Genomic DNA, 12,519 nt, shown 5'->3' with positions numbered 1-12,519 from the left:
CTTTTTACATCACTGATTCGCCACTATTTTAAAAAATCACCATCCTTATTTAAAGATGGTGATCAAAACTGTCGATAGAGAATAAAGTAGTACCGACAATTGTTACATCATGTTGTTTGCATCAGAGCGGACACGGCAGAGCCTGTCCGATTCTGCAGCAAACAACAGATTAACAATTGGTCGGTACGGCAACATCACGCCAAACCCTTATTATACGGTCACAAAGCCAACTTTTTTACGCACCTTTGACAGGGTTCTCCAGGCAATCTGGGACGCCTTTTCGGCGTGAACATGCATGATCTGCTCCAGATACGCCTTTTCCCCCAGTAGCCGATGATACTCATTTTGAACCGGCAGCAAGGTATCGGCAACGGTTTCGCCGACAGCCAGCTTGAAATCGCCATAACCCTTGCCGTCAAATTCACGGGTGATCTCTTCTAGGTTTTTTCCGGTGGCACAAGAATAGATTTCCATTAAATTAGAAACACCGGGTTTTTCTTCGCGATTATGATAAACAGCCATATCCGAATCGGTGACTGCTCGTTTAAACTTTTTCACAATCGTTTTAGAGTCATCCAGCAATGAGATAAACGCATTGCTGTTTTCATCTGATTTGGACATCTTTCGTCCCGGCTCCTGAAGACTCATAATACGCGCCCCAGAATCGCCAAAATAAGCTTCCGGCACCTTAAACACATTGCCAAAATTCTGATTAAAACGTATGGCAATATCCCGGGCCAGTTCGACATGTTGGCGCTGATCATTGCCGACCGGGACTAAATCGGTTTGATAAAGAAGAATATCCGCAGCCATCAACACCGGATAGTCAAAAAGACCGACCCGGATGTTTTCCCCCTGTTTTTGGGATTTATCTTTAAACTGGGTCATCCGGCTGAGTTCGCCCATATAGGTTGAACAATTTAAAATCCAGGCCAATTCTGAATGCTCCGGCACCATCGACTGCACATAAAGAATCGATTTTTCAGGATCAATACCCAGGGCTAACAGCAGCGCAATCGATTCGTAGGTCCGCCTGCGCAAATCGGCCGGGTTTTGGGGCATGGTGATGGCGTGAAGATCCACCACACAAAAAAGACTACGATAATCTTCCTGCATCGTTACCCAGTTTTTCATGGCACCAAAATAATTTCCGATGGTAAAGGTCCCCGATGGTTGGATGCCACTGTATACAATTTTTTTTACGGGTGCTTCTATTGTCATGTTTTACTCCTTATTTAATGGCTGTTCTTTCGTTAATAAAAGAAAAAACCGCCAGGTTAGCGTTTTAAAAACTTACTGATGTGCTGGTTGATGGTAAGTGTAGTTCTGTCATTTCCAGAGAATCACAATCGATCTCCAACTCTTTAATCATCCGCACAAAAATATCATAATCGGCAGTGGTGAGAATTTGGGTGCTGCCAATGTCGTCCCGGGAGTTGAAATAGTTAAACTCAGTCAGGTGCTTGGTAAGCTGGCGAACCAGACCATTGGCTGGATTAATTAGTTCCAGCTCCGGATACATCTGCCGGATGGTCACCGCCACAATCGGAAAATGGGTGCACCCCAGCAACAGTTCTTCAATGACGATTCCTTGTTTGATGCCCTTAAGTAAAATTGGTTCCACGGCTTCCCGGATATTGTTTTTTAATATTTTCAGATCTCCCTGGCCATCGTTAATGACCTTGGCTAAGGTATGCGTTCCCTGGGCAATGTACTCCACATCGCGCGTCCACAACTCCAGTTCCTTTTCATAGCCCCGGTTTTTAACCGTTGCCGTGGTGGCAATCAGTCCTACCAAACCCCGGTCCCGCCAGTTCAGGGTTTCCTGGACGCCAGCCTCAATGACACTGAATAAAGGCACTCGGGCGCTCAGTTCGACAATCAGAGAAGAAAGCGTATTACAGGCTAAAACCACAGCTTTAACCCCTCTATTTTCCAACTCACTGATAATGGTATTGGCCAGCATGATTAATTCATCATTTTCCCGCTCACCATAAGGCATTCGCATTGAATCGCCAAAATAGAGATAATTTTCATTGGGCAGTCGGTCTTGAAGTGCTTTTAATACTGTAAAACCACCAATGCCCGAATCAACAACCCCAATCGGTCCATTGTTGTCCATTCTTTCACTTCTTTCCCGATTGATCACGAAATACGATTCCTTCGTCCTCACTCATACCATCAATGATTGCCAATGACTCCAGAACAATTCCCTGCTGACGAATCAATGCCCCGCCATCCTGAAATCCTTTTTCGATAGCAATGCCCACCCCAACTAAGGTAGCACCGGCTTGATTGATCAAATCAATTAAGGCTTCTGCCGCCTTGCCATTGGCCAAAAAATCGTCGATAATTAAAATACGATCGGTCGGCCTTAAATACTTTTTTGAGACCATAATTTTATAGGCCTGCTGTTTGGTATAGGAGTATACATCACTGGAATAAATTTCCTGATCTAAATTGAGTGACACATATTTTTTTCCAAAAACCACCGGACAATAGTCAAAATATCTGGCCGTGCAAGTTGCAATGGCAATCCCCGATGTCTCGATGGTCAGGATTTTGTTGACTCCCTCTCCGGCAAAGCGTTTGGCAAAAGCCTTTCCCATTTCATCAAATAACGCTACATCCAACTGGTGATTTAAAAATGAATCCACCTTAAGGATTCCCTGGCCTTTGACACGACCTTCTTGTCTAATTTTTTGTTCTAATAATTCCATTGACTGCTCCTTCGTATCCTAATCGAACTATTATAACATACTCTTATAAATTTGAACACACGCAAAACGCGCGGGAATTTCTTCCCGCGCGTTTCTCTTTAAAGCAAATAGATAAAGTAGTACCGACAATTGTTATCGCGTATTGTGTGCATCAAAGCGAACACGGTGCTAGTCGATACGATTTGCGACACACAACTGATTAACAATTGGTCTACGGACGTTTTTTCGCAACCTCTCAGGATTTTTTTCCTGCAAGGTTACCTACTAATTCACTTTGATTATTCTTTTTCTTTTTGAGCTGCGACAATCACTTTTTCGGAAATGATCATTGGTGCTTCTTCATAGCGGACAAACTCCATCGAGAATTCGCCTCTGGCTTGGGTCATAGAGCGTAGCTCGGTGGCATACTTAAACATTTCTGCCAGCGGGGCCTCAGCCATAATCCGTTGTTTTCCACCTGAAGCTGAATCCATTCCCATAATTCGACCGCGCTTTTTGTTTAAATCACCCATGATATCGCCCATGTACTCTTCCGGTACGGTAATATCAACATGATAAATGGGTTCTAGAATAACCGGTGCCGCGTCCTTCATACCTTTTCGGTAAGCTGCTGTGGCTGCCATTTTAAAGGACATCTCATCAGAGTCAACCGCGTGGTAGGAACCATCATAGAGTGTTGCCTTAACGCCGGTGACCGGATAGCCGGCCAGTACACCTTCAATCATACATAATTCCAGACCCTTTTCAACGGCTGGGATGAAGTTTCTGGGAACGGCTCCACCAACAACCTTGTCAACAAACTGGAATGGAGCATTGGGGTCGCTTCCTGGCTCAAAATCAATCCAGACATGACCAAACTGGCCGCTGCCACCGGATTGTTTTTTGTGTTTTCCTTCAGCGGTTGCTTTTTTCTTAATGGTTTCCCGGTAGGGAACCTTCATATCAACCAGATTAACATCAACGCCAAACTTCTGTTTTAGTTTTTGAGAAATAATTTCCAGATGCATTTCTCCCAAACCAGAGACCAGCGTTTGTTTGGTTTCTTTATTACGGCTCACCGTCATCGTTGGATCTTCTTCCACCAGTCGATGGAGTCCGGTGGCCAGTTTATCAATATCGGCCTTGGTTTTGGGCTCAATGGCCATGGCGATAATTGGTTTGGGCAATTCAATTTTATCATAAACAATCGGTGATTTGACACTGGTTAAGGTATCCCCAGTAACCGTATCACTTAATTTAGAAAAGGCGCCGATATCCCCAGCTTCGAGTTTCTCAACCTCAATCTGCTTGTTTCCTCTGAGTACGTAAATATGATTGGCTTTTTCTTTTATTTCCTGGGTAGCATTATATATTTCTACGGAATGGTCGAGAATCCCTGACATTACCTTAAAAATTGACAATTTGCCAACGTATGGGTCCGCAATGGTTTTGAATACCAGTGCTGAAAAGGGTTCATTGTTACTGCATTTCCGTTCAATTTCTTTTTTATTCCGGGGGTCCTTGCCCACTTCAAATTTTCCTTCGCCCGGTGATGGAAGATACTCGATGAGCATATTTTCCAGGGTTTCAACCCCGATATTCAGGGTTGCTGAGGTACATAACACCGGCATCAACTCACCATCGATAACCCCTTTGCGAATACCACTATGAATTTCATCCCGGGTTAATTCTTCGCCTTCAAAATATTTATCCATCAGTGCTTCGCTCGTCTGAGCCACTGATTCCATAATCATATCCCGATAAGGTTCTAATTCTGCTTTCATTTCGTCTGTGATGACCACGTCAAAACAGCGATTCTCTTTTCTCTGGCTACCGGTCATGTCAACAATATTAACAACACCATTCATGGCTTCGCCTTCACCCATTGGTAATTCAAAGGGCACAATCTTATTGCCAAAGGTTTCTTTTAATTCGTCCATGACCTTTGCAAAGGTCGCATTTTCGCGATCCATTTTATTAACAACAATAAATGCTGGTACATTTGCTTTTTCTAATAGCTCAATGGCTTTTTCAGTTCCTACCTGAACACCTGACAATGCATCCACGACGATAATTACGGCATCAGCTACCCGAAGTGCTGCATAGGCGTCCCCAATAAAATCAAAATAACCTGGCACATCAATAAGATTGATCTTATGTCCACCAAATTCTAAAGGAATAATCGATGAAGAAATTGAAAACTTTCGTCTCTTTTCTTCTGGATCAAAGTCCGATAGGGTGTTTCCCTCGTCAATTTTTCCCATACGATCAACGGCACCTGCATTAAATGCCAATGCTTCAGTCAAGGTTGTCTTTCCGCTCCCACCGTGACCTAGTATAAGAATGTTACGGATGTTCTTTGTTGGATACGTTTTCATGCTGTTTCCCCCTCGCTTATTTTGCCAATGATTTAATTGTTTTTTTGGTATAGGGCTATTTTATAATATTTTAGAAAAATAATCTACAAAAATTTGCTCATAGATCCTCTTTTATCTTTTTCATCACTTTTTTTTCAATTCGCGATACGGTCATCTGAGACTTATTAATGAATTCTGCCACTTCTTTTTGTGTTTTGCCCCGGAAAAAACGCTGTTCTACTATAATCCGTTCAACCGGATTAAGCGCTTCAATCTTCTGCTTTAGAAGATCAATATTTTCCACATTTTCCATGTTGCTATCCCTGTTTCCCAAAAGATCCATCAAGCTGACCTCCTGCCCATCCTGGTTGCTTTCGTATTCCATCGATAGTGATTTAGGATAATAGGCATTACTACTTTCCATCGCTTTGATAATGCTTTCCTCAGTGATCTCCAGATAAACAGCAATTTCAGAAATGGTTGGTGAACGCATCAACTTATGCTCCAGGGTTGTCCGAGTTTGATTAATCTCCCGATTAAGATCCTGAACCTTCCTTGGAATTCGAATCAGCCATTCGCGATCCCGATAATAACGCTTTATTTCACCAATAATCGTCGGCGTGGCAAAGGTATCAAATTCATAACCTCTGCTGACATCAAACCGCTCCACCGCGTACATTAAACCGAGACAGGCAACCTGAAAAATATCTTCATTATCACCATTTCGATGCCCATATTTGCGGGAAAGAATTTTAGGGATGTAGAGATAATTTTCTATAAGCAAGTCTCTTAATTCACGGTCTTTTGTTTGTTCGTACTCGATAAATAACTTTTTGACATCTTCTTTACTGATTTTTCGCTCATACTTCATGGGCCGTCGATAGGTTCTTAATCATGGTAATTGAAGTTCCTGACCCTCGCTCACTAATAATTTCCACCCTATCCATTAGTGATTTGATGATAAATAAACCAAAGCCGCCCAATTGTTTGCCATTAAGATCTGGCATTTCCACAGTTTCTGGTTCAAATCCAACACCTCGATCGGTTACCGTAAAGACCAACTTCTGATGCTCCACAACATAGGTCAAGTCATAGCTTGGGTCTGGATTATTGCTGTGGGTTAGTGCATTAGTACAGGCCTCAGACACTGCAACTTTCAGATCTTCCACATCGCCAATGGAAAAGCCCATCGTGTTTGCCACTGATGCAATTGTAAGACGTGCCAAGCTGACATATTCGGGTTTGGTTGGCAGTGTCAGTTTTATACTATCCATTCTTTTTCCCCTTCTCAATTTGCTTAGTTAGCAGGATTGTCCACAATTTCAATTATTTTATCAACCCCTGTAAGGGATAATAACTTTTTAATATTGGGTCGCGGGTTCATCATAATAATCCGTTGTCCCATTTCTTTGGACTTGTTTCTCAGTTCGATTAAAACGCCCATGCCGGTACTGTCCATATAGGACAACTCGGAACAATCCAGAATAATTTCGGTTGCCTTTGTTTTAATTTCTCTTTCAATTGATTCTCTAAATTTCTCGATGGAATAAATGTCGATTTCGCCTTTAATACTGACCATACTTGTTTTTCCCATTTGTGTTATGTTATTGCTATTCATATAAACTCCATTTCACAATTAATCTGTTCGAAAAGAAAGCTCTTTTTTTGTCCGCCGCTTTATTAGAGGCGGTCGCCAATTGCCGGCCTTCTGATGAATCCAAAACTAGACCCAATGAGGCACTTACCGTCATTGGGCCTAGGGTTGTAATCCACGGCCTATACCTTATCTTTTCTATTTCTGGTTTGAAAAATTCCCAAGCCTCTTTTTAATACCGATGCGGCCTTTACCACCGGATCAATGACATCATGTTTAATGGTATTTAGCGCAACTTCAACCTCATCCACCATCACACTGGACTTCTCTACCACGTGCGCTGTGGATTTACTTATTTCATCGGCATTTTCCATAATACTACGAAGCGCCAGACGATTATCTTCCATCAGCTTGGTGGTTGTGTCAAAGGTTGCTGCCAGACTTTTAAAAAGTTTGACTAAATATACCGTTCCGACCACAAAGGCAACTCCGACTAATAACAGAGCTAATTCCCACAAGCTAAAATTTAACGTTATCATTTATAATGTCCAACCCTTACGCTTCTTCTTTATCAGCAACTTCTTCTGACAATTCAGCTTCTTCTTTTTCAAGGGCTTCCAGCTCGTCGCTTAAATCAGCAATATCCTGTTCAACTTCGTCCTGAATTTCCTGAATTTTGCTTTCGATCTGGTTTTTGTATTCATTAACGCGTTCTGTAAATTGTTCTTGCATGTCCTGGAATTGTTCTTTGAGATTTTCACCATATTCCACGGCTTGATCATAGGCATTTCCCAGGACTTCTTCAGTACCATCAGCCAATTTTTTTCGCGTTTCATCGCCTGCTGCTGGTGCTAATAATACACCCAAGGTTCCGCCGATGATGGTTCCTAGAAAAAGCCCACCAACAAAATATAATTTGTTACTGCTCATTTTAAATTCCTCCACTTTCATTGTGATATTTACTACATTTTACCTCAAAACACCCTTAATTAACAGTTTTTTATTTTATTTTTTAATTCAAAGAAACTTACTCGCCAAACTTATCGTTGATTAATTGTACCAAGGCATCCACTGCTTCGGCTTCATCATCACCTTCGGCCTGAATTTCGACCGTTGTCCCCTGAGAAATCCCGCCTGCCATAATACCCATGATACTTTTGGCATTTATTGAGTTTCCCTCTTTAATTACGAATATCTTTGATTTAAATTTACCCGCTGTTTGAACAAACATCGACGCTGGGCGGGCATGCAAACCTGTTGCATTTAATACAGTCACTTCTTTTTTTACCATTGTAATTCCTCCTAATGATTCTTTTTTTAAATATTTAAGTTCAATTTTTTCATTGAGTCTTTAACAAAATCCATTATTTCCTCACCGGTTTCCATATCAAGTGCAGCTTGTGCAATTTTTTTTGCATCTTCATAACGAACGCTGCGAATGATTTTTTTTATCTGAGGAATTGACAGTGCACTCATACTAAATTCATAAAGGCCCAGTCCCAAAAGCAGGATCGCCGCTAACGGATCGCCGGCCATTTCACCACACATGCCGGTGAAAAAGTTATCTTTTGATGTTGCCGTAACCTGTTTAATCAGACGCAGAATAGCCGGATTAAACGGATCGTACAGATAGGACACGTCCTGATTCATTCTGTCTACCGCCAGCGTATACTGGCAGAGATCATTGGTGCCAATGCTGAAGAAATCGACCTCTTTTGAAATAATATCGGCGGCAATGGCAGCCGATGGAATTTCAATCATTACACCTACCTTGACCGCCTTATCATAGGGTAGCTGCTCCTCATCGAGCTCTTTCATACAATCTAAAAGGATCGTTTTTGCCTGTCTTACCTCGGTAATGGATGAAATCATCGGAAACATGATATGGGCATGTCCATAAACGCTGGCGCGCAAAATGGCCCGGAGCTGGATTTTGAATAATCCAATTTCTTTGAAACATAGCCGGATTGCCCGCAAGCCTAAAAAGGGATTTAATTCTTCATCCATTGGTAAATACGGCAATTTTTTGTCACCACCAATATCCAGCGTCCGAATAATTACCGGCCCATCAGGAAACGCTTCTAAAACGGACCGGTAAGCTGCAAACTGTTTTTCTTCACTGGGCATTACTTCGCTGTTCATGTATAAAAACTCAGTTCGATAGAGTCCAACCCCGACTCCACCATTCTTCAGAACGCCAGCCACGTCATTGGGTTCACCAATATTCCCAACCAGTTCAACTTTTCTACCGTCTAAGGTGACCGCGTCCAGGTCTTTTAGTTCTTCCAATTCTTTTAGATAATTCTGGTATTTCAGTTTCTCGTTTTCATATGATTTTAGTTGTTCTTTAGTTGGATTAACGCATACCTTACCCGTCAAACCATCTACCACCATTAAATCCCCGCTTTTAACGGTCTCAGTGATGTCACCTAAACCAAGTACCGCGGGAATTTCGAGACTACGGGCCATAATAGCGGTGTGAGATGTTCGGCTACCGATGTTAGTCGCAAAACCCATCACCCGTTTCTTATCCATTTGTGCCGTATCCGAAGGTGTCAGATCATCGGCAATGATAATGACATCGTCATCGAGTTGGGACAAATCTGCCTGGACAATTCCCAGAATATTATGGAGAACCCGGGTCCCTACATCTTTAATATCAGCAGCCCGGGCACTGAAATAAGGGTCATCCATCTGATCAAATATTTCATAGAACCGGTCCGTGACGATTTTAACCGCATGATCCGCACTCAGGTGATTGTCATTGATTTCTAATTCAACCCCTTCTACAAATTCCGGATCATCCAAAACCATCGCATGGGCTTCAAAAATTGCACCTTCTTCTGCACCAAGTTCACTGACGGCTTTTGCTCGAATGGTTTCTAATTGCTCATGACTTTTCTTTAGCGCATTCTGGAATTTGACAATTTCAGCCTCGGCGTCTTCAATTTTACTTTTGTTAACTTCCACCTGAATTTTTTCATAAACGAGTGCCTTGGCAATAACAATACCAGGCGATGCAATAATTCCTTCTTTAACAAACATCTTCATTCTCCTTTTCTTAAAGGTTTAGATCTCATTTCTTCCTTCAAAGGCTTTAATTAATGTTATTTCATCTGTATATTCAAGGTCAGCACCAATGGGGATGCCCTTAGCCAAACGGGTAACCTTCACCCCGAGAGGACTAATCAGGTTTCCGAGATACATAGCAGTTGCCTCGCCTTCGACCGTCGCATTGGTTGCCATGATAACCTCTTTTATATCGCTTTCACCAATGCGCAGTAAGAGTTCCCGGGCTTTGATGTCCGCAGGTCCAATGCCGTCCAGTGGTGAAATGGCGCCGTGCAAAACATGGTACAGGCCATGGTATTCCCGCGTTTTCTCAATGGCAAAAATATCACGACTATTTTGAACCACACAGATGGTTTGCTGATCCCGCTTTGGGTTCTCACAAATATCACAGATCTCTTTATCCGTGATGGTAAAACATTTCTGACATAATACGATTTTTGTTTTCGCCAAAACTAAGGCCTCAGATAGGCTTGATATTTCTTCATCTGAGAGATTGATTATGTGAAACGCTAACCGTTGGGCCGATTTTTCTCCGATGCCGGGCAGTTTTCCCAACTCCTGAACTAACCGCTCAAGGGTTTTCGGGTAGTATCCCATCGATCGCCTACATTAAACCCGGAATATTCATGCCACCGGTAATTTTTCCCATTTCGCTATTTACCATCTCCTCTGCTTTAACAATGGCTTCATTAACCGCTGCCAACACCAGGTCTTCAAGCATTTCAATATCGTCTTCGTCAATTACTTCAGGATCAATCTTAATCGATAAAATATTTTTTTTACCAGTCGCTACAACTTTAACCGCACCACCACCGGCTGTCGCCTCAACTTCGCGTTCTTCCAGTTCTTCTTGTAATTTTGCCATATCTTGTTGCATTTTCTGCACTTGTTTCATCATGTTATTCATATTACCGCCGCCCATTCCGGCCGGCATTTTTCTTTTTGCCATTCTATCCTCCTATAGTTCTCTATTCTTAATAACTTCATTATTATAACACTAATAGTCCATGGATATCACTATCTTTTTAACCTAATTTTATTGTTCATCCTCGGTTTTGATTATTTTTACAGCTTCATTGTTAACGATTCGCAGGGTTTTTTCAAGTAGATCGAGCTGATTAAAATTTTCTTCTTCCAACTGGATTGAAACCATAATGGATTTTCCTGTTTTTTGAAGCAGCACTGCTTCAAAACCTTTAATCAGCTCCGGTTTATTAACAAACTGATAAAAATTTTTATTCTCCACCGAATAAATAATCACTAGATGTCCTTCATCTTTCAGAGCCGGTTCGCCACGTTTTAAAAACATCGCCTGCCCGGAGTTCGTTTTTCCTATTTCCTCACAGAGAATTTTAAAAAAACGCATCTCATCATGACGATTCCCGCCAGTCGTGTTCTTATTATCTGGCTTAGGTTGAGAAACTGTTTCTTCTTGTCCGGACAAGCCTTCCTTATCAATATGTTCAGGAACCGCTTCAAAATTAGCTACACCGGGAGCAAATCGATCCTCTTCCTGATCATCATACTCAGTCTCAGGTAGGCTGCTTTTTGATGGCAGCTGTTCTGCTTCCGGCTTTTTTTCAGGTAACGACGCTTTAGTGACCGGTCTGCTTTGAGGTGCAATTGGCGGCAATAGCTGGCGCTCTATTTTTTGCGCGACCATTTCTGCTTTTGGGGTCAATTTTTGTTCTTCCAAACATAGTTTTAACAGAGCCATCTCCACAATAATTCCCTGAAGGCTGCTGTATTTTAGTTTATTTTTCTCGTCAATCAGTTGGCTGATCATTTGATATAATTGATTAAAGCTCAGCTGTTCACTAAATTCTTGATAGGCTGCAAAATCCTCAGTTGTACAGAGTAGAATTTCCTTAGCCGTCTCTTTTGCGGTTTTCGTTATCAAAATCCCCCGCAAAAATTCAATTAGCTGATCCATTAGTAAAATATTATCTTTTCCATTGCTGATTAGCCCTCTTAATCCGATTAAAACTCCAGTGCTGTCATGATTAATAATTTGCTTTACTAAATTACCAATACTTTGTTTATCAGCCATGCCCGTAAATGCCAGCAGATCAGAAAATGCTACTTCTCCGGCATCGTCTTTTAAATCGATGACCTGATCTAATAAACTAAGCGAATCGCGCATTGAGTTTTCACCCCGAGTTGCAATAAAATCATAGCTTTCTTCCGACATCGTCACCTGAATATCCTGACAGATCTTTTTCATCTGTTTTATAATCAGCGCTTTGGGAATTGGCCGAATTTCATAACGCTGACATCGGGACAAAATTGTCACCGGACATTTATTCGGTTCTGTTGTGGCCAGTATGAAAACAGCATGTTCCGGAGGCTCTTCGAGCGTTTTTAGGAGCGCATTAAACGCTTCCTTAGTGAGCATATGAACTTCATCAATAATATAAACTTTATACCGACCAACGGTTGGAGGGTACTTTATTCGTTCCCGAATTTCACGTATTTCATCGACTCCGCGGTTTGATGCACCATCAATTTCGATGATATCCATAACGCCCGGTCGATCAATTTTTAGACAAACATCACATTGATTACATGGATTTCCGTCAATCCCATTGGGACAATTGATGGCTTTAGCGAATATCTTTGCCAATGATGTTTTTCCCGTTCCTCGAATCCCTGAAAAAAGGTAGGCGTGCCCAATTCGACTAAATTTAATTTGATTTTTTAGTATTCGGGTGATACTATCCTGGCCCACCATCTCATCAAAGGTTTGCGGCCGATATTTCCGATAGAGTGCTAAATATGACATTGTTCCCTCTTTATT

Annotated in this window: 14 protein-coding genes; all 14 read right to left on the bottom strand. The window is 41.8% G+C overall.

Annotated elements, in window-relative coordinates:
• Nucleotides 1-210: 210 nt before the first annotated feature.
• The 14 genes from trpS to dnaX all read right to left on the bottom strand — a co-directional run bounded on the left by trpS (nt 211) and on the right by dnaX (nt 12,504).
• On the bottom strand, nt 211-1,221 hold the full coding sequence (trpS, locus tag ACIZ62_RS04925) for a tryptophan--tRNA ligase (protein WP_111887698.1): 1,011 nt from the start codon (nt 1,219-1,221) through the stop codon (nt 211-213).
• Between the two features lie 64 nt (nt 1,222-1,285).
• Nucleotides 1,286-2,122 carry a glutamate racemase gene (locus tag ACIZ62_RS04920; protein WP_242988632.1) on the bottom strand — a complete coding sequence of 279 codons (837 nt, stop codon included), beginning with the start codon at nt 2,120-2,122 and terminating at the stop codon, nt 1,286-1,288.
• Between the two features lie 4 nt (nt 2,123-2,126).
• A complete protein-coding gene (locus ACIZ62_RS04915; RefSeq protein ID WP_111887700.1) occupies nt 2,127-2,720 on the bottom strand; it encodes a xanthine phosphoribosyltransferase in 594 nt (197 codons plus the stop codon).
• A gap of 278 nt (nt 2,721-2,998) precedes the next feature.
• Nucleotides 2,999-5,077 carry an elongation factor G gene (fusA, locus tag ACIZ62_RS04910; RefSeq protein WP_111887701.1) on the bottom strand — a complete coding sequence of 693 codons (2,079 nt, stop codon included), beginning with the start codon at nt 5,075-5,077 and terminating at the stop codon, nt 2,999-3,001.
• Between the two features lie 97 nt (nt 5,078-5,174).
• The gene (locus ACIZ62_RS04905; protein ID WP_111887702.1) at nt 5,175-5,927 is read right to left on the bottom strand and encodes a SigB/SigF/SigG family RNA polymerase sigma factor; all 753 of its coding nucleotides are present in this window, start codon (nt 5,925-5,927) and stop codon (nt 5,175-5,177) included.
• A complete protein-coding gene (locus ACIZ62_RS04900; RefSeq protein WP_111887703.1) occupies nt 5,917-6,330 on the bottom strand; it encodes an ATP-binding protein in 414 nt (137 codons plus the stop codon). Before ACIZ62_RS04900 ends, ACIZ62_RS04905 begins: the two co-directional genes overlap by 11 nt.
• A gap of 23 nt (nt 6,331-6,353) precedes the next feature.
• Complete coding sequence (locus ACIZ62_RS04895) at nt 6,354-6,674, bottom strand: STAS domain-containing protein (protein ID WP_322519324.1); 321 nt, start codon at nt 6,672-6,674, stop codon at nt 6,354-6,356.
• 158 nt (nt 6,675-6,832) lie between these two features.
• Nucleotides 6,833-7,189, bottom strand: coding sequence for a DUF948 domain-containing protein (locus ACIZ62_RS04890; RefSeq protein WP_322519323.1), 357 nt, complete (start codon nt 7,187-7,189; stop codon nt 6,833-6,835).
• 16 nt (nt 7,190-7,205) lie between these two features.
• A complete protein-coding gene (locus ACIZ62_RS04885) occupies nt 7,206-7,580 on the bottom strand; it encodes a YtxH domain-containing protein (RefSeq protein WP_111887706.1) in 375 nt (124 codons plus the stop codon).
• Between the two features lie 97 nt (nt 7,581-7,677).
• Nucleotides 7,678-7,941: an HPr family phosphocarrier protein gene (locus ACIZ62_RS04880; protein WP_111887707.1), complete on the bottom strand. Its 264-nt coding sequence runs from the start codon at nt 7,939-7,941 to the stop codon at nt 7,678-7,680.
• Nucleotides 7,942-7,967: 26 nt separating this feature from the next.
• Entirely contained in the window at nt 7,968-9,695 is a 1,728-nt protein-coding gene (gene ptsP / locus ACIZ62_RS04875) for a phosphoenolpyruvate--protein phosphotransferase (RefSeq protein WP_322519322.1), read from the bottom strand.
• Nucleotides 9,696-9,719: 24 nt separating this feature from the next.
• Nucleotides 9,720-10,319 (bottom strand): recombination mediator RecR, encoded by a 600-nt coding sequence (gene recR, locus ACIZ62_RS04870; protein ID WP_111887709.1) that lies wholly within the window; start codon nt 10,317-10,319, stop codon nt 9,720-9,722.
• A gap of 7 nt (nt 10,320-10,326) precedes the next feature.
• Nucleotides 10,327-10,671 carry a YbaB/EbfC family nucleoid-associated protein gene (locus ACIZ62_RS04865; RefSeq protein ID WP_111887710.1) on the bottom strand — a complete coding sequence of 115 codons (345 nt, stop codon included), beginning with the start codon at nt 10,669-10,671 and terminating at the stop codon, nt 10,327-10,329.
• Between the two features lie 87 nt (nt 10,672-10,758).
• Entirely contained in the window at nt 10,759-12,504 is a 1,746-nt protein-coding gene (gene dnaX, locus ACIZ62_RS04860; protein ID WP_414151341.1) for a DNA polymerase III subunit gamma/tau, read from the bottom strand.
• Between the last annotated feature and the right edge of the window lie 15 nt (nt 12,505-12,519).

The organism is Acetobacterium carbinolicum (assembly GCF_047456275.1).
GTDB lineage: Bacteria > Bacillota > Clostridia > Eubacteriales > Eubacteriaceae > Acetobacterium > Acetobacterium carbinolicum.
The sequence above is the reverse complement of the archived record's forward strand: the minus strand, read 5'-3'. Positions and strand labels throughout refer to the sequence as shown.

Coding starts and splice junctions, on each gene's coding strand:
- trpS (WP_111887698.1), bottom strand. CDS start 1,221: ATGACAATAGAAGCACCCGTAAAAAAAATTGTATACAGTGGCATCCAA.
- ACIZ62_RS04920 (WP_242988632.1), bottom strand. CDS start 2,122: ATGGACAACAATGGACCGATTGGGGTTGTTGATTCGGGCATTGGTGGT.
- ACIZ62_RS04915 (WP_111887700.1), bottom strand. CDS start 2,720: ATGGAATTATTAGAACAAAAAATTAGACAAGAAGGTCGTGTCAAAGGC.
- fusA (WP_111887701.1), bottom strand. CDS start 5,077: ATGAAAACGTATCCAACAAAGAACATCCGTAACATTCTTATACTAGGT.
- ACIZ62_RS04905 (WP_111887702.1), bottom strand. CDS start 5,927: ATGAAGTATGAGCGAAAAATCAGTAAAGAAGATGTCAAAAAGTTATTT.
- ACIZ62_RS04900 (WP_111887703.1), bottom strand. CDS start 6,330: ATGGATAGTATAAAACTGACACTGCCAACCAAACCCGAATATGTCAGC.
- ACIZ62_RS04895 (WP_322519324.1), bottom strand. CDS start 6,674: ATGAATAGCAATAACATAACACAAATGGGAAAAACAAGTATGGTCAGT.
- ACIZ62_RS04890 (WP_322519323.1), bottom strand. CDS start 7,189: ATGATAACGTTAAATTTTAGCTTGTGGGAATTAGCTCTGTTATTAGTC.
- ACIZ62_RS04885 (WP_111887706.1), bottom strand. CDS start 7,580: ATGAGCAGTAACAAATTATATTTTGTTGGTGGGCTTTTTCTAGGAACC.
- ACIZ62_RS04880 (WP_111887707.1), bottom strand. CDS start 7,941: ATGGTAAAAAAAGAAGTGACTGTATTAAATGCAACAGGTTTGCATGCC.
- ptsP (WP_322519322.1), bottom strand. CDS start 9,695: ATGTTTGTTAAAGAAGGAATTATTGCATCGCCTGGTATTGTTATTGCC.
- recR (WP_111887709.1), bottom strand. CDS start 10,319: ATGGGATACTACCCGAAAACCCTTGAGCGGTTAGTTCAGGAGTTGGGA.
- ACIZ62_RS04865 (WP_111887710.1), bottom strand. CDS start 10,671: ATGGCAAAAAGAAAAATGCCGGCCGGAATGGGCGGCGGTAATATGAAT.
- dnaX (WP_414151341.1), bottom strand. CDS start 12,504: ATGTCATATTTAGCACTCTATCGGAAATATCGGCCGCAAACCTTTGAT.